18 protein-coding genes are annotated in these 22555 nt (G+C 50.8%); 13 read left to right on the top strand and 5 right to left on the bottom strand.

The genetic code is table 11. The features are described 5' to 3' along the window. The first annotated feature begins 170 nt into the window (after positions 1 to 170). The 3 genes from dcuB (at position 171) to D9736_RS13225 (ending at position 4008) form a co-directional block, all read left to right on the top strand. A complete protein-coding gene (dcuB, locus tag D9736_RS13235; protein ID WP_000899528.1) occupies positions 171 to 1511 on the top strand; it encodes an anaerobic C4-dicarboxylate transporter DcuB in 1341 nt (446 codons plus the stop codon). Between the two features lie 77 nt (positions 1512 to 1588). Then, entirely contained in the window at positions 1589 to 3235 is a 1647-nt protein-coding gene (gene fumB, locus D9736_RS13230) for a class I fumarate hydratase (RefSeq protein WP_130205921.1), read from the top strand. 122 nt (positions 3236 to 3357) lie between these two features. Continuing rightward, positions 3358 to 4008 (top strand): DUF2238 domain-containing protein, encoded by a 651-nt coding sequence (locus D9736_RS13225; RefSeq protein WP_130221794.1) that lies wholly within the window; start codon positions 3358 to 3360, stop codon positions 4006 to 4008. On the opposite strand, the gene melA is transcribed toward D9736_RS13225, so the two are convergent. After that, positions 4005 to 5360, bottom strand: coding sequence for an alpha-galactosidase (melA, locus tag D9736_RS13220; RefSeq protein WP_130205917.1), 1356 nt, complete (start codon positions 5358 to 5360; stop codon positions 4005 to 4007). The genes D9736_RS13225 and melA overlap by 4 nt on opposite strands. A gap of 282 nt (positions 5361 to 5642) precedes the next feature. Here melA and melR point away from each other — a divergent pair, with 282 nt between their 5' ends. The 7 genes from melR (at position 5643) to pmrB (ending at position 15099) form a co-directional block, all read left to right on the top strand. Beyond that, positions 5643 to 6551, top strand: a complete 909-nt coding sequence (melR, locus tag D9736_RS13215) for a transcriptional regulator MelR (RefSeq protein ID WP_130258485.1) — start codon at positions 5643 to 5645, stop codon at positions 6549 to 6551. 197 nt (positions 6552 to 6748) lie between these two features. Beyond that, complete coding sequence (gene adiA / locus D9736_RS13210; protein ID WP_130258498.1) at positions 6749 to 9016, top strand: arginine decarboxylase; 2268 nt, start codon at positions 6749 to 6751, stop codon at positions 9014 to 9016. Between the two features lie 333 nt (positions 9017 to 9349). Then, on the top strand, positions 9350 to 10111 hold the full coding sequence (gene adiY / locus D9736_RS13205; RefSeq protein WP_130205913.1) for a DNA-binding transcriptional activator AdiY: 762 nt from the start codon (positions 9350 to 9352) through the stop codon (positions 10109 to 10111). Between the two features lie 136 nt (positions 10112 to 10247). Then, the gene (gene adiC, locus D9736_RS13200) at positions 10248 to 11585 is read left to right on the top strand and encodes an arginine/agmatine antiporter (protein ID WP_130216777.1); all 1338 of its coding nucleotides are present in this window, start codon (positions 10248 to 10250) and stop codon (positions 11583 to 11585) included. 104 nt (positions 11586 to 11689) lie between these two features. Then, the gene (gene eptA / locus D9736_RS13195) at positions 11690 to 13333 is read left to right on the top strand and encodes a phosphoethanolamine transferase EptA (protein WP_130258484.1); all 1644 of its coding nucleotides are present in this window, start codon (positions 11690 to 11692) and stop codon (positions 13331 to 13333) included. Then, positions 13330 to 13998 carry a two-component system response regulator BasR gene (gene basR, locus D9736_RS13190; RefSeq protein ID WP_064525700.1) on the top strand — a complete coding sequence of 223 codons (669 nt, stop codon included), beginning with the start codon at positions 13330 to 13332 and terminating at the stop codon, positions 13996 to 13998. Before eptA ends, basR begins: the two co-directional genes overlap by 4 nt. Further along, a complete protein-coding gene (gene pmrB / locus D9736_RS13185) occupies positions 13999 to 15099 on the top strand; it encodes a two-component system sensor histidine kinase PmrB (protein ID WP_165383162.1) in 1101 nt (366 codons plus the stop codon). On the opposite strand, the gene pmrR is transcribed toward pmrB, so the two are convergent. The 4 genes from pmrR to crfC form a co-directional block, all read right to left on the bottom strand. After that, positions 15075 to 15164 (bottom strand): LpxT activity modulator PmrR, encoded by a 90-nt coding sequence (gene pmrR, locus D9736_RS13180; protein WP_074399408.1) that lies wholly within the window; start codon positions 15162 to 15164, stop codon positions 15075 to 15077. The two genes, pmrB and pmrR, sit on opposite strands and share 25 nt — an antisense overlap. A gap of 114 nt (positions 15165 to 15278) precedes the next feature. Next, positions 15279 to 16781 carry a glycine betaine/L-proline transporter ProP gene (gene proP / locus D9736_RS13175; protein WP_130216781.1) on the bottom strand — a complete coding sequence of 501 codons (1503 nt, stop codon included), beginning with the start codon at positions 16779 to 16781 and terminating at the stop codon, positions 15279 to 15281. Positions 16782 to 17043: 262 nt separating this feature from the next. Further along, the gene (locus D9736_RS13170; RefSeq protein ID WP_130258483.1) at positions 17044 to 17922 is read right to left on the bottom strand and encodes a diguanylate cyclase regulator RdcB family protein; all 879 of its coding nucleotides are present in this window, start codon (positions 17920 to 17922) and stop codon (positions 17044 to 17046) included. After that, positions 17919 to 20147 (bottom strand): clamp-binding protein CrfC, encoded by a 2229-nt coding sequence (crfC, locus tag D9736_RS13165; RefSeq protein ID WP_130258482.1) that lies wholly within the window; start codon positions 20145 to 20147, stop codon positions 17919 to 17921. Before crfC ends, D9736_RS13170 begins: the two co-directional genes overlap by 4 nt. A gap of 397 nt (positions 20148 to 20544) precedes the next feature. On the opposite strand from crfC, the gene D9736_RS13160 reads away from it, so the two are divergent. The 3 genes from D9736_RS13160 to phnC all read left to right on the top strand — a co-directional run bounded on the left by D9736_RS13160 (position 20545) and on the right by phnC (position 22531). After that, a complete protein-coding gene (locus D9736_RS13160; protein ID WP_001300891.1) occupies positions 20545 to 20880 on the top strand; it encodes a zinc ribbon domain-containing protein YjdM in 336 nt (111 codons plus the stop codon). A gap of 286 nt (positions 20881 to 21166) precedes the next feature. Further along, the gene (gene yjdN / locus D9736_RS13155; RefSeq protein WP_130224349.1) at positions 21167 to 21610 is read left to right on the top strand and encodes a VOC family metalloprotein YjdN; all 444 of its coding nucleotides are present in this window, start codon (positions 21167 to 21169) and stop codon (positions 21608 to 21610) included. A gap of 132 nt (positions 21611 to 21742) precedes the next feature. Then, complete coding sequence (gene phnC / locus D9736_RS13150; RefSeq protein WP_112043037.1) at positions 21743 to 22531, top strand: phosphonate ABC transporter ATP-binding protein; 789 nt, start codon at positions 21743 to 21745, stop codon at positions 22529 to 22531. Positions 22532 to 22555: the final 24 nt, after the last annotated feature.

The following is a 22555-nucleotide window of genomic DNA, read 5'->3' as shown; positions in this document are numbered from 1 at the left end:
GTATTAATTTATTGCTGCCTGAATCAGCCAATATTCACTGTGAAGTAATTACTCAGGCCAGTAACGACCAAAAGGATATTAGTCAGGCTCTGAAAAAAGTTCATACAAACAGAACGAGACTGCGTTCTATTCAGTAGAAATTTAAATGGGATTATCGCGAGGGTTCACAAATGCTATTTACTATCCAACTTATCATAATATTGATATGTCTGTTCTATGGCGCCAGAAAGGGCGGTATCGCGCTAGGTTTATTAGGCGGTATCGGCCTCGTCATTCTGGTATTCGTCTTCCATCTTCAGCCAGGTAAACCACCGGTTGATGTTATGTTGGTTATCATCGCGGTGGTGGCGGCATCGGCCACGTTGCAAGCCTCGGGCGGCCTTGACGTCATGCTGCAAATTGCCGAGAAACTGCTGCGCCGCAATCCGAAATATGTCTCCATTGTCGCGCCGTTTGTTACCTGTACGCTGACCATTCTTTGCGGTACAGGTCACGTGGTTTACACCATCCTGCCAATCATCTACGACGTGGCAATTAAGAACAATATCCGTCCGGAACGTCCGATGGCGGCAAGCTCTATCGGTGCACAGATGGGGATTATCGCCAGTCCGGTGTCGGTTGCGGTAGTGTCACTGGTCGCGATGCTGGGTAACGTTACCTTTGATGGTCGTCACCTTGAGTTCCTCGACCTGCTGGCAATCACCATTCCATCGACGTTACTCGGTATCCTGGCGATCGGTATCTTCAGCTGGTTCCGCGGTAAAGATCTGGATAAAGACGAAGAGTTCCAGAAATTCATCTCCGTACCGGAAAACCGTGAGTACGTTTACGGTGACACCGCGACGCTGCTGGATAAAAAACTGCCGAAAAGCAACTGGCTGGCAATGTGGATCTTCCTCGGGGCAATTGCCGTGGTCGCACTTCTCGGTGCTGATTCGGACCTGCGTCCGTCCTTCGGCGGCAAACCGCTGTCGATGGTGCTGGTTATTCAAATGTTTATGCTGCTAACCGGCGCACTGATTATTATCCTGACCAAAACCAATCCCGCGTCTATCTCAAAAAACGAAGTCTTCCGTTCCGGTATGATCGCCATCGTGGCGGTGTACGGTATCGCATGGATGGCAGAAACCATGTTCGGTGCGCATATGTCTGAAATTCAGGGCGTACTGGGCGAAATGGTGAAAGAGTATCCGTGGGCCTATGCCATTGTTCTGCTGCTGGTTTCCAAGTTTGTAAACTCCCAGGCCGCGGCGCTGGCGGCGATTGTTCCTGTCGCACTGGCGATTGGCGTTGACCCGGCTTACATCGTGGCTTCAGCACCGGCTTGCTACGGTTATTACATCCTGCCGACCTATCCAAGCGATCTGGCAGCGATTCAGTTTGACCGTTCCGGCACCACCCACATCGGTCGCTTCGTCATCAACCACAGCTTTATTCTGCCAGGGTTGATTGGCGTGAGCGTATCTTGCGTCTTTGGCTGGATCTTCGCCGCGATGTACGGGTTCTTATAAATGCACTTTGCGTGCCGCCCGTCGCTGTGCGGCACGCCATTTTCGTATAACAAATACAGAGTTACAGGCTGGAAGCTATGTCAAACAAACCCTTTATCTACCAGGCGCCTTTCCCGATGGGGAAAGACAACACCGAATACTATCTGCTCACTTCCGATTACGTTAGCGTTGCCGAATTCAATGGCGAAACCATCCTGAAAGTGGAACCAGAAGCCCTGACCCTGCTGGCGCAGCAAGCCTTCCACGACGCCTCTTTCATGCTCCGCCCGGCACACCAGAAACAGGTTGCTTCTATTCTTCACGACCCAGAAGCCAGCGAGAACGATAAATACGTGGCGCTGCAATTCTTGAGAAACTCCGAAATCGCCGCCAAAGGCGTGCTACCGACCTGCCAGGATACCGGCACCGCGATCATTGTTGGTAAAAAAGGTCAGCGCGTATGGACCGGCGGTGGTGATGAAGAAGCGCTGTCGAAAGGCGTCTATAACACCTATATCGAAGATAACCTGCGCTATTCACAGAACGCGCCGCTGGACATGTACAAAGAGGTCAACACTGGCACTAACCTGCCTGCGCAAATCGACCTGTACGCGGTAGATGGCGATGAATATAAATTCCTCTGCGTCGCCAAAGGCGGCGGTTCTGCCAACAAAACGTATCTCTATCAGGAAACTAAAGCCCTGCTGACTCCGGGTAAACTGAAAAACTTCCTCGTCGAGAAAATGCGCACCCTCGGTACCGCAGCCTGCCCGCCGTACCATATCGCGTTTGTGATTGGCGGCACTTCTGCGGAAACCAACCTGAAAACCGTCAAGTTAGCAAGCGCTCACTATTACGATGAACTGCCGACGGAAGGGAACGAACATGGTCAGGCGTTCCGCGATGTCCAGCTGGAACAGGAACTGCTGGAAGAGGCCCAGAAACTCGGTCTTGGCGCGCAGTTTGGCGGTAAATATTTTGCTCACGATATCCGCGTAATCCGCCTGCCACGTCACGGCGCTTCCTGCCCGGTCGGTATGGGCGTTTCCTGTTCCGCTGACCGTAACATCAAAGCGAAAATTAACCGCGAAGGTATCTGGATCGAAAAACTGGAACACAACCCAGGCCAGTACATTCCGGAAGAACTGCGCCAGGCGGGTGAAGGCGAAGCGGTGAAAGTTGACCTTAACCGCCCGATGAAAGAGATTCTCGCCCAGCTTTCGCAATATCCGGTTTCCACTCGTTTGTCGCTCACCGGCACCATTATCGTGGGTCGCGATATTGCACACGCCAAGCTGAAAGAGCTGATTGATGCCGGTAAAGAACTGCCGCAGTACATCAAAGATCACCCGATCTACTACGCGGGTCCGGCGAAAACGCCTGCCGGTTATCCATCAGGTTCACTTGGCCCAACCACCGCAGGTCGTATGGACTCCTACGTGGATCTGCTGCAATCCCACGGCGGCAGCATGATCATGCTGGCGAAAGGTAACCGCAGTCAGCAGGTTACCGACGCGTGTCATAAACACGGCGGCTTCTACCTCGGTAGCATCGGTGGTCCGGCGGCGGTACTGGCGCAGCAGAGCATCAAGCATCTGGAATGCGTTGCTTATCCGGAGCTGGGTATGGAAGCTATCTGGAAAATCGAAGTAGAAGATTTCCCGGCGTTTATCCTGGTCGATGACAAAGGCAACGACTTCTTCCAGCAGATCGTCAACAAACAGTGCGCGAACTGCACTAAGTAACCTCTTCGGCCCAGCGCCTGGCAGCATGCTGCCAGGTGATCCCCCTGGGCCACCTCTTTTGCGATTGTAATTTCACGCTTGCTGGTGAATAGTCAGTATTTTCCCTGACTTGCGAACTCACCATGATCCGCACACTCAAGCCGTTAATTCTTAACACCGGCGCACTGGCGCTCACGTTAATCCTGATTTATACCGGCATTTCGGCCCATGACAAACTCACCTGGCTGATGGAAGTGACACCAGTGATTATTGTGGTGCCGCTACTGCTTGCCACCGCCAGACGTTACCCGTTAACGCCGCTGCTCTATACGCTCATCTTCTTTCACGCCATCATCCTGATGGTCGGCGGGCAGTACACTTACGCGAAAGTCCCCATCGGTTTTGAGGTGCAGGAATGGTTAGGGTTGAGCCGTAATCCGTATGACAAGCTGGGGCATTTTTTCCAGGGGCTGGTGCCTGCACTGGTGGCACGAGAAATTCTCGTGCGCGGGATGTACGTGCGCGGACGTAAAATGGTGGCGTTCCTGGTCTGCTGCGTAGCGCTGGCGATAAGCGCCATGTATGAGTTGATCGAGTGGTGGGCGGCACTGGCGATGGGCCAGGGAGCGGATGATTTTCTCGGTACGCAGGGCGACCAGTGGGACACGCAATCCGATATGTTCTGTGCGTTGCTTGGCGCATTAACGACAGTGATATTGCTCGCTCGTCTTCACTGCCGCCAGTTACGGCGCTATGGCTTAATCACCAGAGCGCCGGAAGCGATTACACCTTAGCGGTGCAACCAGCCAGGTAGCCAGTCGCCGTGAGCGGTAATCAGGTCGTCAACCAGGGCATAAATTTCGTCAATGCCCAGCACGGCGGCGGTGTGCGGGTCCATCATTGCGGCGTGGTAAACACGGTCACGATTTTCGGTGAGAATGGCTTCGGTCAGCAGCGTTTGTACGTTGATGTTGGTTTGCATCAGGGCAGCCAGATGCGAAGGCAGTGCACCAACTTTGGTTGGCTGAATACCATTGGCGTCAACCAGACAGGCCACTTCCACGCAGCATCCTTGTGGCAGGTTATCAATCAATCCATCGTTACGGACGTTGCCGTAAATCACACTCGGCTCGCCGGTCCAGATAGCGTTCATAATCGTGCTGGCATATTCCCGTGACGGTTTAATATCAATCCGGGAGGCGTTTTTATACTCTTCCAGCTCTTTATGCCAGTTCGCCAACTGTTCAACACAGCGTTTCGGGTACTCATCCAGCGGCACTTTATAACGCTCAATCAAATCCTCACGACCTGGCTTAATAAACCACGGCGTATATTCGGCAAAATGTTCTGACGACTCCGTGACGAAGTAGCCCAGTTTTTTGAACATTTCATAGCGCACAATATTCTGGCAGCGAGTATTACCATGAATATTCGGTTTCGGTGCCTGGCCTGCGTCATACGCTGCCAGCAGTTCCGGGTAGAGATTCACGTAACTGCCGTCTGCGGTTTTGCGCTCCAGCTCCAGGTAGAACGCCATATGGTTGATACCAGCGCAACGATAACGCAGCGTGGACGGATCGATATTCAGGTCGCGGGCCAGCTCTTCCGCCGTTCCCTGCACCGAATGGCACAGCCCCACCTGTTTGATATGCGGATAGCGGGCATACATCGCCCAGGTATTCATCGCCATCGGGTTAACGTAATTGAGCATGGTGGCATCGGGGCAAACTTCCGTCATGTCCTCGCAAATCTGCCACAAGTGCGGAATGGTACGTAGCGCACGCATAATGCCGCCCGGCCCCAGCGTATCGGCAATGGTTTGTTCCAGACCGTGGCGCTTACAGACCTCAAAATCAGTCACTGTGCAGGGTTCATAACCGCCAATCTGAAACGCCACCACCACAAAATCGGCGCCCTGTAAGGCTTCTTTCTGTTCGCTGTGGCAGGTGATTTTGCCGCTGGCCCCTGCTGAATCCATCAGCTTGCGCACCACAATGTGCGACTCTTCCAGCCGTGTGGGATCAATGTCCATCAGAGCGATATGCGCCGTTTTCAGCGCCTCACGGTGAAACACATCACCAAGAATATTTTTAACGAAAATTGTCGAACCAGCGCCGATAAATGTAATTTTGGGTGCAGACATCATTCAGATCTCCAGGCTTACTTGAATGTCTTCATCATGGCAGGCGATACCACAGAAAACTTCCGGCTTCCCCGTCGAGCATTCCCATAAACTCAGATCCTGAGTGAAGCATCAGTAAATCTGAGTTTATGGGAATAAATTAACTGAAAAGCAGAGATTTCGGCCTCCTTATGCTCGGACGGTCCCCGCATCCCTCTGGGAAGAGGGTGAAAACCGTGCTCCCATTCGCAGTCATCCTCCCCCACTCATGCCATAATTCTGATAATCCAGGAAAGAGAGCCATCCATGAATACTGATAACTTTATGTGTAGCAGCGATGAAAAGCAGACCCGCAGCCCGCTATCACTGTACTCAGAATATCAGCGAATGGAGATTGAGTTTCGCGCACCGCATATCATGCCCACCAGCCACTGGCATGGTCAGGTCGAAGTGAATGTGCCTTTCGATGGCGATGTGGAATATCTGATCAACAATGAAAAAGTGAAGATCAACCAGGGGCATATCACACTGTTCTGGGCCTGTACACCGCACCAACTAACAGATACCGGAACCTGTCAGAGCATGGCGATTTTTAATCTGCCGATGCATCTGTTTCTCTCCTGGCCGCTGGATAAAGACCTTATAAACCACGTCACTCACGGTATGGTGATCAAATCACTGGCGACACAGCAGCTTAGTCCGTTTGAAGTGCGTCGCTGGCAGCAGGAACTCAACAGCCCAAACGAGCAAATTCGCCAACTTGCTATTGATGAAATTGGCCTGATGCTCAAGCGATTTAGTCTCTCTGGCTGGGAGCCGGTTCTGGTCAATAAAACCTCGCCTACGCACAAAAACAGCGTCTCGCGTCATGCACAGTTTTATGTCAGCCAGATGTTGGGCTTTATTGCAGAAAACTATGATCAAGCGCTAACCATCAACGACGTGGCCGAGCACGTCAAACTTAACGCCAACTATGCGATGGGGATCTTCCAGCGGGTCATGCAATTGACGATGAAACAGTACATTACGGCGATGCGCATCAACCACGTTCGCGCGTTACTGAGCGATACCGATAAAAGTATTCTCGATATTGCCCTGACAGCAGGCTTTCGTTCGAGCAGCCGCTTTTACAGCACGTTCGGCAAATATGTCGGCATGTCGCCGCAAAAATACCGCAAACTTAGCCAACAACACCGCCAGACGCTTCCCGGATAAAGATGATATCAGTATCAGCCAAAAAAATAGTTTAGCTGTCGATAATAAGCAGTGAAAACAACTTTAGAAATCAATGTAATTGTTTGTTTATAAAAATAAAAAAACAAAAGCGACTGTTTTTTACTCGCTTTACAGCCTGAAATACCCAGAAGATACTTGCCCGCAACGAAGATTCCTTCATAACCGGGTAAGCAATGATGAAAGTATTAATTGTTGAAAGCGAGTTTCTCCATCAGGACACCTGGGTCGGTAACGCCGTTGAGCGTCTGGCGAATGCCTTAAGCCAGCAAAATGTCACTGTCATTAAATCAACCTCATTTGATGACGGCTTTGCCATTCTCTCTTCAAATGAGGCCATTGATTGTCTGATGTTCAGCTATCAAATGGAACATCCGGACGAACATCAAAACGTCAGAGAATTGATCGGTAAGCTTCACGAACGCCAGCAAAATGTGCCGGTATTCCTGTTAGGCGATCGGGAAAAAGCCCTCGCCGCAATGGATCGCGACCTGCTGGAGCTTGTCGATGAATTCGCCTGGATTCTGGAAGATACCGCCGACTTTATCGCCGGACGCGCCGTTGCCGCGATGACCCGCTACCGCCAGCAACTGTTGCCGCCACTGTTCAGCGCGCTGATGAAATATAGCGACATCCACGAGTATTCCTGGGCTGCACCGGGCCACCAGGGCGGCGTTGGCTTCACCAAAACGCCAGCCGGGCGTTTCTACCATGACTATTATGGTGAAAATCTGTTCCGTACCGACATGGGCATCGAAAGAACTTCCCTCGGTTCTTTACTTGACCATACTGGCGCATTTGGCGAAAGTGAAAAATATGCCGCGCGCGTATTTGGCGCCGATCGTTCCTGGTCAGTCGTCGTCGGAACTTCCGGCTCTAACCGCACCATCATGCAGGCTTGCATGACCGATAACGATGTGGTGGTCGTTGACCGTAACTGCCACAAATCCATCGAACAAGGCTTAATGCTGACTGGCGCGAAACCCGTCTACATGGTGCCAAGCCGCAACCGCTACGGCATTATCGGGCCAATCTACCCGCAGGAAATGCAGCCTGAAACTTTACAGAAGAAAATCAGCGAAAGCCCGCTGACCAAAGATAAAGTTGGGCAAAAACCCTCTTACTGCGTGGTCACCAACTGCACCTACGACGGCGTGTGTTATAACGCCAAAGAAGCGCAGATTCTGCTGGAAAAAACCTCCGATCGTCTGCACTTCGACGAAGCCTGGTACGGTTATGCGCGCTTTAATCCGATCTATGCCGATCACTATGCCATGCGCGGTGAACCTGGCGATCATAACGGCCCAACCGTGTTCGCTACCCACTCCACTCACAAACTGCTGAATGCGCTGTCGCAGGCGTCTTACATTCATGTGCGCGAAGGCCGTGGGGCTGTCAACTTCTCGCGCTTTAATCAGGCATATATGATGCATGCCACCACTTCCCCGTTGTATGCCATCTGCGCATCAAACGATGTGGCAGTATCGATGATGGACGGCAACAGCGGCCAGTCTCTGACGCAGGAAGTGATCGACGAAGCGGTCGATTTCCGTCAGGCAATGGCGCGGTTGTATAAAGAATTTACCGACGAAGGAAACTGGTTCTTTAAACCGTGGAATAAAGAAGTGGTTACCGACCCGGAAACTGGCAAAACCTATGACTTTGCCGACGCGCCGAGCAAACTGCTGACCACCGTTCAGGACTGCTGGGTAATGCACCCAGGCGAAAGCTGGCACGGCTTTAAAGATATCCCGGACAACTGGAGCATGCTCGACCCGATTAAAGTCAGCATCCTCGCACCGGGGATGGGAGAAGACGGCGAACTGGAAGAGACTGGCGTACCTGCCGCACTGGTCACCGCCTGGCTTGGTCGTCACGGCATTGTGCCAACCCGCACCACTGACTTCCAGATTATGTTCCTGTTCTCTATGGGCGTAACCCGTGGGAAATGGGGAACTCTGGTTAACACACTTTGCTCTTTCAAACGCCACTACGATGCTAATACACCGCTGGCGCAGGTGATGCCAGAACTTGCTGAACAATATCCTGACACTTACGCGAATATGGGTATTCACGATCTGGGTGACAAAATGTTTGCCTGGCTGAAAGAAAACAACCCAGGCGCACGGTTGAACGAAGCCTATTCTGGCCTGCCGGTGGCTGAAATCACCCCGCGTGAAGCCTACAACGCGATTGTCGATAACAACGTCGAACTGGTATCCATTGAAAACCTGCCGGGACGTATTGCGGCGAACTCTGTCATCCCGTATCCGCCAGGAATCCCAATGCTGCTCTCTGGCGAAAACTTCGGCGATAAAAACAGTCCGCAGGTAAGCTATTTACGCTCACTACAATCCTGGGATCATCATTTCCCTGGTTTCGAACACGAAACTGAAGGTACCGAAATTATTGACGGTATTTACCATGTGATGTGTGTGAAAGCGTAACCACTATTCCGCTGAAGGCGTAATTGTTTAAATAACATTATGCCGCCTGGCCTGAGGCCTTTTGAGTATGGCAACGTTTTCATAAAAATTGCTGCAAACAAAAATGTCATACTTTTTGCGCGGTCCCACCCCGCGCTTTTTTTTGCCTGTTATTTACACTTTTTCAGCATGTAAAATTTTTTGTACATGAGAAATTACTATAAAAATTTGTAATATTAGTAAAACACGTTATTTTTATGCATGTTTTGATTCGTCATACAATTATATAACCATTTCCCCGTATCGCTCTTCCTGGCGAAAACGGGTCTTTTATTTGCATTCAGGAGTACATGTATGAGGATTTGCAGCGACCAACCTTGTATTGTTTTATTGACTGAAAAAGATGTCTGGTTAAGGGTGAATGGGAAAGAACCTATAAGCCTGAAGGCTAACCACATGGCGTTATTAAGTTGTGAAAATAATATTATTGATGTCTCCTCACTTAATAACACTTTGGTTGCGCATATTAGTCATAACATCATCAAAGATTACCTCCGTTTTCTGAATAAAGATCTCTCAAAAATACCCGTCTGGCAACGAAGCGCCACCCCAGTCCTGGCCTTACCATGCCTGACACTGGACCTCTTTCGCGTCGCTGCTCAACATAGCATGATGCCCGCTGAAACAGAGTCAGAAAAAGAACGCACTCGTGCATTATTATTCACTGTGCTATCACGCTTTCTCGACAGTAAAAAATTCCTTTCTCTTATGATGTATATGTTACGTAATTGTGTAAGTGATAGCGTTTATCAAATAATTGAAAGCGATATTCATAAAGACTGGAATCTTAGTATGGTAGCCAGCTGTTTATGTCTAAGCCCCAGCCTGTTAAAGAAAAAACTGAAAAGTGAAAACACCAGTTATAGCCAAATAATCACCACCTGCCGTATGCGTTATGCCGTAAATGAATTAATGATGGACGGCAAAAATATCTCACAGGTATCACAATCCTGCGGCTACAACAGCACTTCCTATTTTATATCTGTATTTAAAGACTTCTATGGTATGACGCCTCTCCATTATGTTAGTCAGCACAGAGAACATTCTGTCGCCTGATTTATAACCTGAACGAAGAGCTATATTAATAACAGCATCAGCGATAACCCGGTTGAGGATAATTCAACGCGCGAGTGTAGGCGTATGATATGACGTAATTTATTGTCACGAAGCTCGCCTTCGCAGGAGTTTAATTATGTCTTCGGATGCTGACGCTCACAAAGTGGGCTTAATCCCCGTCACCCTGATGGTGTCGGGGAATATTATGGGGTCAGGGGTTTTTCTGTTACCTGCAAACCTGGCCTCGACAGGCGGGATAGCCATATATGGTTGGTTGGTGACGATTATCGGTGCGCTGGCTTTGTCGATGGTCTACGCCAAAATGTCTTTCCTTGATCCCAGCCCTGGCGGTTCATATGCCTACGCGCGCCGCTGCTTTGGCCCTTTCCTCGGGTATCAAACAAACGTTCTCTACTGGCTGGCCTGCTGGATCGGCAATATTGCTATGGTGGTCATTGGCGTGGGGTATTTAAGCTACTTCTTCCCTATCCTCAAAGATCCGTTGGTATTAACCATCACCTGTGTGGTGGTGCTGTGGATCTTCGTTCTGCTTAATATCGTCGGTCCAAAAATGATCACCCGCGTGCAGGCTGTCGCCACTGTGCTGGCGCTGATCCCCATTGTCGGAATTGCAGTATTCGGCTGGTTCTGGTTCCACAGTGAAACGTATATGGCAGCCTGGAACGTGAGTGGTCAGGGTACTTTCGGTGCGATTCAAAGTACCTTAAACGTCACGTTGTGGTCGTTTATCGGGGTAGAAAGTGCTTCCGTTGCGGCGGGCGTAGTGAAAAACCCGAAACGCAACGTGCCTATCGCCACCATTGGCGGGGTGTTGATTGCCGCCGTCTGCTATGTACTCTCGACCACGGCAATTATGGGGATGATCCCTAATGCCGCGCTGCGCGTTTCCGCCTCACCTTTTGGCGATGCAGCGCGGATGGCGCTGGGTGATACCGCTGGGGCCATTGTCTCCTTCTGCGCAGCGGCAGGTTGCTTAGGCTCGCTGGGCGGCTGGACACTACTGGCCGGGCAAACGGCGAAAGCGGCTGCCGATGACGGCCTGTTCCCCCCCATTTTTGCCCGCGTTAACAAAGCGGGTACCCCGGTTGCCGGGTTGATTATCGTTGGTATTCTGATGACTATCTTCCAGTTCAGTAGCATCTCGCCAAACGCCACCAAAGAGTTTGGTCTGGTGTCTTCCGTATCGGTAATCTTTACCCTCGTGCCTTATCTTTACACCTGTGCCGCTTTACTGCTTTTAGGTCACGGTCACTTTGGCAAAGCGCGCCCGGCGTACCTGACCATCACGACTATCGCCTTCCTTTACTGTATCTGGGCGGTGGTCGGTTCTGGCGCACAAGAGGTCATGTGGTCATTCGTCACTCTGATGGTAATCACAGCCATGTATGCGCTGAACTACAACCGGATGCATAAAAACCCCTATCCTTTAGATGCACCGATCAGTAAAGATTAAGTCCCCCTTAATCCAGCACACGCATAAGCCAACCTTAAGAACTTAAGGTTGGCTTAACTTTGCTTTGCGAACATATGCGCACTTTGTTCGATGGAAACACCGTGATGTTGAAGCGCCTTCTAAAAAGACCCTCTTTGAATTTACTCGCCTGGCTATTGCTGGCTGCTTTTTATATCTCTATCTGCCTGAATATTGCCTTTTTTAAACAAGTATTGCAGGCGTTACCGCTGGATTCGCTGCATAACGTACTGGTTTTCTTATCAATGCCAGTCGTCGCGTTTAGTGTGATGAATATTGTTCTGACGCTAGGCTCTTTCTTATGGCTTAATCGCCCGCTGGCGTGCCTGTTTATTCTGGTCGGCGCGTCGGCGCAATATTTCATCATGACCTATGGCATCGTCATCGACCGCTCGATGATTGCCAATATTATTGATACCACTCCGGCAGAAAGTTATGCGCTGATGACACCACAAATGTTATTAACGCTGGGGTTAAGCGGCGTACTTGCGGCGCTGATAGCCTGCTGGATTAAAATTAAACCCGCCAACTCGCGCCTGCGCAGCGTTCTTTTCCGTGGGGCTAATATCCTGATTTCTGTGCTGCTGATTCTGCTGGTCGCCGCGCTGTTTTATAAAGACTACGCCTCGCTGTTTCGCAACAACAAACAGCTGGTGAAATCCTTAAGCCCGTCTAACAGCATTGTCGCCAGCTGGTCATGGTATTCCCACCAGCGACTGGCAAATCTGCCGCTGGTGCGCATTGGTGAGGATGCTCACCGCAACCCGTTAATGCAAAATGAAAAACGTAAAAATCTGACCATTTTGATCGTCGGCGAAACTTCGCGGGCGGAGAACTTCTCGCTCAACGGTTACCCGCGTGAAACTAACCCACGGCTGGCGAAAGATAACGTGGTCTATTTCCCCAATACCGCGTCTTGCGGCACAGCAACGGCTGTTTCTGTACCGTGCATGTTCTCGGATATGCCGCGCGAGCATTACAAAGAAGAGCTGGCACAACACCAGGAAGGCGTGCTGGATATCATTCAGCGGGCGGGTATCAACGTGCTTTGGAATGACAACGATGGCGGCTGCAAAGGCGTCTGCGACCGCGTGCCTCACCAGAACGTCACTGCGCTGAACTTGCCTGGTCAGTGCATCAACGGCGAATGCTATGACGAGGTGCTGTTCCACGGGCTGGAAGAGTACATCAATAATCTGCAAGGTGATGGCGTGATTGTATTACACACCATCGGCAGCCACGGCCCGACCTATTACAACCGTTATCCGCCGCAGTTCAGGAAATTTACCCCTACTTGCGACACCAACGAGATCCAAACCTGCACGAAAGAACAACTGGTGAACACTTACGACAACACGCTGGTCTACGTCGACTATATTGTTGATAAAGCGATTAATCTGCTGAAAGAACATCAGGATAAATTTACCACCAGCCTGGTTTATCTTTCTGATCACGGTGAATCGTTAGGTGAAAATGGCATCTATCTGCACGGCCTGCCTTATGCCATCGCCCCGGATAGCCAAAAACAGGTGCCAATGCTGCTGTGGCTGTCGGAGGATTATCAAAAGCGGTATCAGGTTGACCAGAACTGCCTGCAAAAACAGGCGCAAACGCAGCACTATTCACAAGACAATTTATTCTCAACGCTGTTGGGATTAACCGGTGTTGAGACGAAGTATTACCAGGCTGCGGATGATATTCTGCAAACTTGCAGGAGAACGACTGAATGAAAATTCTAATTGTTGAAGACGATACACTGTTATTGCAGGGATTGATTCTGGCGGCGCAAACGGAAGGCTACGCCTGTGATGGCGTCACAACCGCACGGATGGCGGAACAAAGCCTGGAAGCTGGTCATTACAGTCTGGTGGTGCTGGATTTAGGTTTACCTGACGAAGACGGGCTGCATTTTCTCGCCCGCATCCGGCAGAAAAAATACACCCTGCCGGTGCTGATCCTCACCGCCCGCGACACTCTGACCGACAAAATCGCCGGGCTGGATGTCGGGGCTGACGACTATCTGGTGAAGCCTTTTGCGCTGGAAGAGTTACACGCCCGCATTCGCGCCCTGCTGCGACGCCATAATAATCAGGGCGAAAGCGAGTTGATTGTTGGCAACCTGACGCTGAATATGGGTCGCCGTCAGGTATGGATGGGCGGTGAAGAACTGATTCTGACGCCGAAAGAATATGCTCTGCTGTCACGGTTGATGCTCAAGGCAGGCAGCCCCGTGCATCGGGAAATTCTCTACAACGACATCTATAACTGGGACAACGAACCCTCGACCAACACCCTGGAAGTGCATATTCACAACCTGCGCGACAAAGTGGGCAAGTCGCGCATCCGCACCGTACGCGGTTTTGGCTATATGCTGGTCGTAAATGAGGAGAACTAATTGAATCTGATGCGTTTTCTGCGTCGGCCAATATCGCTGCGCCAGCGGCTGATATTGACCATCGGGGCCATTCTGCTGGTGTTTGAACTGATCAGCGTCTTCTGGCTATGGCATGAAAGTACCGAGCAGATTCAGCTATTTGAGCAGGCGTTACGCGACAATCGCAACAACGACCGCCACATCATGCGTGAGATCCGCGAAGCGGTTGCCAGCCTGATTGTCCCCGGCGTGTTTATGGTCAGCCTGACGCTATTCATCTGCTATCAGGCGGTACGGCGCATCACCCGTCCGCTGGCGGAGTTGCAAAAAGAGCTGGAAGCGCGTACCGCCGACAACTTAACGCCCATTGCCATTCACAGTGCCACCCTCGAAATCGAATCGGTGGTTTCGGCTTTGAACGATCTGGTATCTCGCCTGACCAGCACGCTGGATAACGAACGCTTGTTTACCGCTGACGTCGCTCACGAACTGCGAACGCCGCTGGCGGGGGTACGTTTGCATCTGGAGTTGCTGGCGAAAACGCATCACATTGATGTAGCGCCGTTAGTGGCGCGGCTTGATCAGATGATGGAGAGCGTCTCCCAGTTGTTACAACTGGCGCGTGCGGGTCAGTCATTTTCATCCGGTAATTATCAGCATGTAAAACTGCTGGAAGATGTCATTCTGCCCTCGTATGACGAGTTAAGTACCATGCTCGACCAGCGTCAGCAAACCTTGCTGTTGCCAGAAAGCGCCGCCGACATCACCGTTCAGGGTGATGCAACCCTGTTGCGGATGCTATTGCGAAACCTGGTAGAAAACGCCCATCGTTACAGCCCACAAGGCAGCAACATCATGATTAAGCTGCAAGAAGATGGCGGTGCGGTAATGGCGGTTGAAGATGAAGGGCCAGGTATTGATGAGAGTAAATGCGGGGAGTTAAGCAAAGCGTTTGTACGAATGGACAGCCGTTATGGCGGAATTGGTCTGGGATTAAGTATTGTCAGCCGCATCACGCAGTTACATCACGGGCAGTTTTTCCTGCAAAACCGGGAAGAAACCTCCGGCACGCGTGCCTGGGTACGGCTGAAGAAAGATCAGTACGTGGCAAACCAGATATAGAGAAAGCTGCTGACTACCAGCACGCTGAACACGGTAGTTAAACGTTCATAAATACGGTTTTTCATTGCACTCTCCTCCGTTAACCTGGAGGAGAGTATGCGCGCCAGAGATTAAGTGAACCTTAAGAGTTCGGTTGTAGGCCTGATAAGACAGCGTCGCAGCAGGCCATCCATTTCAGATTACTCATCAATACGCGGATGTTGCTGCACCAGGCGAGAACGTTTCGCCTGCAAATCGGCAATCTCGTGGTCAATATCCTCGATTTTTTGCTCAATATTATCGTAATGCTCGACAAGAATTTCCTTCGCTTCCTGTAAATCTGACGCCGCTGGCGTCGCACCTTTCAATGGCTGATTCGCCGTCTCTTTCATGGTTACGCCGGTGATTAAACCAACCACCGCCACGACCATCAGATAATAGGCGGGCATCATCAGATCCTGCGAGCTTTCGACCAGCCAGGCCGCCAGCGTTGGCGTCAGACCGGCAATCAGCACCGAAATATTAAATGCCGCCGCCAGCGCGCTGTAACGGATATGCGTCGGGAACATCGCTGGCAGCGTTGAGGCCATAACACCCGTAAAGCAGTTAAGGATCACTGCCAGCATCAACAACCCGGCGAAAATCAGGCCGATGATATTACTGTTAATCAGGATGAACGCCGGGATCGCCAGCGCAAACAGCGCAACACTACCGAGGATCACAAACGGACGACGGCCAAAACGGTCACTTAGCAAGCCCATCACCGGTTGCACAAACAGCATACCGATCATAATGGCGATAATAATCAGCACTCCGTGGTCTTCGGAGTAGTGCAGGTTATGCGACAAATAACTCGGCATATAGGTCAGCAGCATGTAGTAAGTGACGTTGGTGGCAATCACCAGGCCAATACACGTCAACAGACTGCGCCAGTGTTTGGTGGCAATCTCTTTAAACGAGACTTTCGGACCATCCTGCAGACCTTCCCGGTCGCCCTGCTCCAGTTTCTCAACGTGTTGCTGGAAAGCAGGCGTCTCTTCCAGCGCATGGCGCAAGTAAAGCCCGATAATCCCTAAAGGCAGAGCGATAAAGAACGGAATACGCCAGCCCCAGTCGAGGAAGTTTTCTTCACCGACGATGGTCGAAATTAACACCACCACGCCCGCACCCAGCACAAACCCGGCAATAGAGCCGAAATCCAGCCAACTGCCCATAAAGCCGCGTTTACGGTCAGGGGAGTATTCCGCAACAAATATCGACGCCCCGGTATATTCGCCCCCCACCGAGAATCCTTGCGCCATCTTACAGATCAACAACAGAATCGGTGCCCAAATACCAATAGAGGCATAGGACGGTATTAAGCCAATACAGAACGTACTGATCGACATAATCACAATGGTGATCGCAAGGATCTTCTGGCGACCATATTTATCGCCCAACATACCGAAGAAGAGCCCGCCAAGCGGTCGAATCAGAAAGGGAACGGAGAAGGTGGCGAGTGCAGCAACCATCTGCACGCTGGGGTCAGCCCCCGGGAAAAAGACCTTACCTAATGCGTAGGCAACAAAACCATAAACACCAAAATCGAACCATTCCATTGCATTACCCAGCGATGCTGCGGTAATGGCTTTGCGCAGTTTACCGTCATCAATAATAGTGACGTCACGAAGGGTAATCGGTTTTACTTTTTTCCTTTTCAGCATAGCTTTCCTCGCAGAGTAAGCCCATTTCCGCACACGTCAGGCAAATAACGTGGCGCCCGCAAAAGGGAAGCGGGAATTGCAGGGTGCAATCTCTGTAACAAGCGTAGCGGGTTTACTTACACGTTCCGATTAAGAATTGTACAACCAAACCAGTTGACGCCTGAATTGGGCAGTTAATGACCTTTTTACCCTACCAGCGTTTAAATTTGTGATCAACTTCACATATGAATTTCGTTAAACACTCCCCAATGTAACTGATTATTTACACGTGATTTACAGAGAAGATTTCCTCGACCATGGCCTCCACCAGACGTTGTGCTGAACAGAGCCGTGGCATCCCTACCGCGACAGTTTGCCAACGTTGGGTCACCGACCAGCAAACGGGCTGTTTATCTGCATCGGACCACTTACCCAACCAACCTAAAAAGTCAGCATGATCACCACCGCTTAGAGCTGTGGGTGATGTGAACCACTGGTGGTAATAATGACGAGTAGTCGGTGCTGCGTTGATACTTTCAGCCAGATATTGCGTCGCTTTTACGCGCAAATCACCAAGCAACAACGCTGCCGCTTGCGGACTTCCCAGACGGCAGGCATCGCCAAACGCCCCCCAACGCAGTTCTTCCAGAACGATGAAACAACGTCCAGGCAGCGACCAACTGTCATACGCACCGGCATGCCAGCGAGTAAAAATTTGCTCGCTCTGTTCGCCCGCCTGCACCAGTAACCCTCGTTGCGTTAAGGCTTTTTCCTTCCAGTGACAACGAGCGGAAAACCACTCATATAAAGCGGTAATTTGCTGCTGGAGTTCCGGGAAAGCGGATTGTGGGCGGAGATCCCTTTTTTGCAGTAACGCCAGATATTGTGCGATCTGTGTCAACGCCAGATGACCGGGGTCAAGCATTGCCGCCAGTTTTTCCACCAATGCCAGGCGTAGACTAAGCGGCGCATTTAACATTCCGGCATTCGCCCACGTCTGAAGCTGTGTGCGAGCAAGGATCTCCTGCATCAGTCGTTCACGAAACTGCTGCTGATGGGCTTGCGGATGACGGGTATCATCGCCCAGCGCCAGATCCACTAAAAAGCGGGGATGAACCGACTCCAGCACGCGACCGGGGCCGTCCAGTAATGTCTTTGTCAATACTGTTCTGCCGTGAAAAGAGTTTGAATATCATCGCGTAACAACTGAGAGTCCGTATAAATCCAGCCGTGCGTTGTTGCAGTCTGCTGCAATTGCTGCTGCATAATTTTCACCACGGATTCATTTTGCTGTCGCAAAGCCAGACTTTCGCGTAAACGCGTGTGTAATTCCGTCAAACATACAGCGAAATCAGCGAAAAATGTGCTCATTCCTGCCGTGACAGAATCATCGACCTGAACCGCTAAAACTTTAGCCATTTGTTGGCAATAGAGGTCAATTTCTTCGGTTAACGTACGTTGTAGCACACTGTAATCAACGGTCTTCGTCGGGGATTTATCACTACTCCGTCCCCAGTCTGGTTGATTCAACCAGCGCGAGAAAGTCTCACGTACAACACCTAAACGGGTGACTTGCTCATCCGGTATTTCCTGGAGTGATATTGCATCGCTGAATAGCTGACGAGTATTGAAGTGGGGAACCACGCTGCGAAAAACAGGAAACTCAAATCCAGGGCGAAACCCAGACTCACTCAATGCCACTTTAATCCGTTGTTCAATGGGACGAATAACATCGGTTAGTACCCGGCAAAGGGTGGATTCGAGTTCAGCAAAACGCAGCGTGAAATCCCGGCTGATTTGGGTCTGTGCCGTCTGTAACAGTGTCTCGCAGCGAGTACGAATCTCGCTTAATGGCCACGAATCATGTTGAAACAGCACGGCTAACTGGGCATTCACCTGCTCTTGCTGCTGACGCAAAAAGTCGTTGGCTGATGCCAGGGCCAGCTCTATTTCATGTTGAATCTCACCGCTCACCTGCGTCTGATTGAGTTGCAATAGCTGCAAATTTTCTTCGCGTTGGTGGATATTTTGCCGCAATAGCTCGCAGGCGACAGTCAGGCCGTGGGCGCGAAAATCAAGGTACTCCCGCGCCTGCTGGGCGTAATTCAACAATTTATGCGAGGCAGAACGCAGAGCGTACAACGACGCGTTGGCATACGCGGCATGAAGCAACGCCTGCACCGGCTGTTCGAATAACGAGTCTTCCCACAATTGCTCAACTGCATGGCGAATATGGTCGATATCCTCCAGATCCGCGTTACACCAGCGCCTGCCGAGCGCCGCATGAGCAAAATCCTCCACCCAGCGTTGCTGTTGAGGATCGGGCAACCTGCCGCTGCTAGCTAACTCATGGCGCGCCCGATTCGCCAGATAGCCCCACATCGACGATACCGGAAATATCTGCCCTGGCGTAACACAGCCTTTCATCAACGTCCCGGAAATCAGCGCCCGCACCTGTTCGGCATCGTCGCTGTTACGATCCTGCTGATCGAATTTATTGACCAATACATACAGCGGTACTGACTTGCCGACGGCCATAACCGCCGCGCGCACCTCTTCATCGGAGATCGATTTCAGTTGCGTATAATCCATCACCGCCAGCACCGCAGAAGCGCGCGCCAGCTGCTCATTAAGCATTTTTTGCAGATGTGGTTGCCCGGCTTCGTTTGGCCCGGGAGTATCCAGTAATGTTAACTGCCCCGGATAACTTTCCAGCCCCGCCAGATGAACGAACTCCACTTCAATCACTGGGATATGTTCGATGGCGGCGTAAGCAGAAAAAGGAAAATCAACGTCCAGCGCTTTCGCCATGCGCACCAAATCATTCAAACTTTTCAGACAATGAAAAATAGGCTGGGCGCCCAGGTAATATTTTTCGAAAGCGACGCCATTTTCGATCCGCTGCATAAGTTCACGCATATCTTTATCTATTTCCAGCAGATCGGTCAGATGCTTAATATCGTAATCACGCAGGCGTTGTTGTAATTGTTGGATTAAACGGTCAATTGGCGCGACATGTGAAAAATGCAGCACGGGTTCTTTTTGCCCCGGCATATGGCGAATAAGCGTTGGCAGCGCAGTCATAGGGCGATTGCGATTAGGAAGAACTTCAGTGCCAACAATGGCATTAATGGTGGTTGATTTCCCTGCTTTCACTGTGCCGACAATCGCCAGCACCATTTCCAGACGGGAAATTTTACGCAGCTCATTATTCAGCATCGCGTGGCGCTCGACGATATTATGCTGACTCCAGGGTAAAGTCAGAGGCGGCGCCACTTCTCCAGGTACAGTGAGAGGCATTTTTTCCAGCAACTGCAACTGTTGTCGGGAAAGCAGTAACAGACGTTCCGCCTCCTGACTTAACTCATATATTGTCTGTGTGCACATGGAAAGTTCTTCCTTAAAGCAAATTTTATTACTTTTATTTAGCCAGATCGTTTTTTAGTTCTGTTTTCGGCTTTTATAATTACTGCGGGAAATAATTTATATTTAATTTGTTGTTTTTATTAGAATGACGAAGTCTCTTCCGACACGTTTAAAAGTCAGAAAGATAAAAAACAATTAAATTAAAAAAAGAACAAGAATAAAGTTAACCTTATCTCAAATAATAAACTGAGGCAAAAAGATTATTTTCTTTTTGCCTTCTCTTTCAAATGAAAACGATCGTCGTCTAAAATCAGCAGTACCCCCGACAAACTCAGGGATTTTGTGTATAATTGCGGCCTTTTTCGGCAATCTGCCGTTTTTTGGCGCTTTTGCCCCGCTGACTTTTGAGGAAATCCACATGTCATTACCACACTGCCCAAAATGCAACTCCGAATACACTTACGAAGATAACGGCATGTACATCTGCCCGGAATGTGCCTACGAATGGAACGACGCAGAACCTGCACAGGAAAGTGACGAGCTGATCGTTAAAGATGCTAACGGCAACCTGCTGGCTGACGGCGACAGCGTTACCATCATTAAAGATCTGAAGGTGAAAGGTAGCTCTTCGATGCTGAAGATCGGCACCAAAGTGAAAAACATCCGCCTGGTTGAAGGCGACCATAACATCGATTGCAAAATCGACGGTTTTGGTCCGATGAAACTGAAATCTGAGTTTGTGAAAAAGAACTGATTGTATTGCTCAATGTAATGTTGGCACATGATCGGTAGATCCGTAGGCCGGATAAGGCGTTTATGCCGCATCCGGCAACGGTGCCGACTGCCTGATGCGACGCTCGCGCGTCTTATCATGCCTACAAATTCCCGCACCCTCCGTAGGCCGGATAAGGCGTTTACGCCGCATCCGGCAACGGTGCCAGATGCCTGATGCGACGCTCGCGCGTCTTATCAGGCCTCCCTCTCATCTGTACAAATTTCGAACTACACTTAACTGGCTTCTCTTAACTGAGGTCACCATCATGCCGTTAAGTCCCTACCTCTCTTTTGCCGGTAACTGTGCCGACGCAATTGCTTATTATCAACGCACATTGGGCGCGGAACTGCTCTATAAAATCAGCTTCGGGGAAATGCCGAAATCAGCGCAGGACAGCGCCGAAGGCTGCCCTTCCGGGATGCAATTTCCTGATACCGCCATCGCCCATGCTAACGTGCGTATTGCCGGAAGCGATATCATGATGAGCGATGCCATGCCGTCAGGAAAAGCCAGCTACTCCGGCTTTACACTGGTACTCGATTCGCAACAGGTCGAAGAAGGAAAACGCTGGTTTGATAACCTTGCAGCTAACGGAAAAATCGAAATGGACTGGCAGGAAACTTTCTGGGCGCATGGCTTCGGCAAAGTCACCGATAAATTTGGCGTGCCGTGGATGATTAATGTCGTTAAACAACAACCAACGCAATAACCCGCCGGGAGGCCCGCCCTCCCGCACTGTCATCGAAATCTCGGTAACTCTTCATCTGTTAGTCACTTTTAATTAACCAAATCGTCACAATAATCCGCCACGATGGAGCCACTTTTTTAGGGAGGCTGCATCATGCAAACGATTATCCGTGTCGAGAAGCTCGCCAAAACCTTCAATCAGCATCAGGCGCTGCACGCGGTTGATCTGAACATTCATCATGGTGAAATGGTGGCTCTGCTTGGGCCGTCCGGTTCCGGCAAATCCACCCTTTTACGTCACTTAAGCGGTTTGATTACCGGCGATAAATCTGTCGGTAGCCATATCGAGCTGCTGGGCCGCACTGTCCAGCGCGAAGGCCGTCTGGCCCGCGATATCCGCAAAAGCCGCGCCCATACCGGCTACATCTTCCAACAATTCAACCTCGTGAATCGCCTGAGCGTACTGGAAAACGTGCTGATTGGCGCGCTCGGCAGCACGCCGTTCTGGCGCACCTGTTTTAGCTGGTTCACCCGCGAGCAGAAACAACGCGCGTTACAGGCGCTGACCCGCGTTGGCATGGTGCATTTTGCCCATCAACGCGTTTCCACCCTATCCGGCGGACAGCAGCAGCGTGTGGCGATTGCCCGCGCGCTGATGCAGCAGGCGAAGGTGATTCTGGCGGACGAACCGATCGCCTCGCTGGACCCGGAATCCGCCCGCATCGTGATGGATACCCTGCGCGACATCAACCAGAACGACGGCATCACCGTGGTCGTCACGCTGCATCAGGTGGATTACGCCCTGCGCTACTGCGAACGCATCGTCGCCCTGCGCCAGGGGCACGTCTTCTACGACGGCAGCAGCCAACAGTTTGATAACGAACGTTTTGACCATCTCTACCGCAGCATTAATCGCATCGAAGAGAACGCGAAAGCTGCCTGACATCCCCATCATTGAGGAAAACGA

Source organism: Escherichia sp. E10V10 (genome assembly GCF_004211985.1).
In the GTDB taxonomy this organism is placed as follows: domain Bacteria; phylum Pseudomonadota; class Gammaproteobacteria; order Enterobacterales; family Enterobacteriaceae; genus Escherichia.
Note: the sequence above shows the minus strand (reverse complement) of the source record. Positions and strands in the feature narration are given on the sequence as shown.

Coding starts and splice junctions, on each gene's coding strand:
- dcuB (WP_000899528.1), top strand. CDS start 171: ATGCTATTTACTATCCAACTTATCATAATATTGATATGTCTGTTCTAT.
- fumB (WP_130205921.1), top strand. CDS start 1,589: ATGTCAAACAAACCCTTTATCTACCAGGCGCCTTTCCCGATGGGGAAA.
- D9736_RS13225 (WP_130221794.1), top strand. CDS start 3,358: ATGATCCGCACACTCAAGCCGTTAATTCTTAACACCGGCGCACTGGCG.
- melA (WP_130205917.1), bottom strand. CDS start 5,360: ATGATGTCTGCACCCAAAATTACATTTATCGGCGCTGGTTCGACAATT.
- melR (WP_130258485.1), top strand. CDS start 5,643: ATGAATACTGATAACTTTATGTGTAGCAGCGATGAAAAGCAGACCCGC.
- adiA (WP_130258498.1), top strand. CDS start 6,749: ATGAAAGTATTAATTGTTGAAAGCGAGTTTCTCCATCAGGACACCTGG.
- adiY (WP_130205913.1), top strand. CDS start 9,350: ATGAGGATTTGCAGCGACCAACCTTGTATTGTTTTATTGACTGAAAAA.
- adiC (WP_130216777.1), top strand. CDS start 10,248: ATGTCTTCGGATGCTGACGCTCACAAAGTGGGCTTAATCCCCGTCACC.
- eptA (WP_130258484.1), top strand. CDS start 11,690: ATGTTGAAGCGCCTTCTAAAAAGACCCTCTTTGAATTTACTCGCCTGG.
- basR (WP_064525700.1), top strand. CDS start 13,330: ATGAAAATTCTAATTGTTGAAGACGATACACTGTTATTGCAGGGATTG.
- pmrR (WP_074399408.1), bottom strand. CDS start 15,164: ATGAAAAACCGTATTTATGAACGTTTAACTACCGTGTTCAGCGTGCTG.
- proP (WP_130216781.1), bottom strand. CDS start 16,781: ATGCTGAAAAGGAAAAAAGTAAAACCGATTACCCTTCGTGACGTCACT.
- crfC (WP_130258482.1), bottom strand. CDS start 20,147: ATGTGCACACAGACAATATATGAGTTAAGTCAGGAGGCGGAACGTCTG.
- D9736_RS13160 (WP_001300891.1), top strand. CDS start 20,545: ATGTCATTACCACACTGCCCAAAATGCAACTCCGAATACACTTACGAA.
- yjdN (WP_130224349.1), top strand. CDS start 21,167: ATGCCGTTAAGTCCCTACCTCTCTTTTGCCGGTAACTGTGCCGACGCA.
- phnC (WP_112043037.1), top strand. CDS start 21,743: ATGCAAACGATTATCCGTGTCGAGAAGCTCGCCAAAACCTTCAATCAG.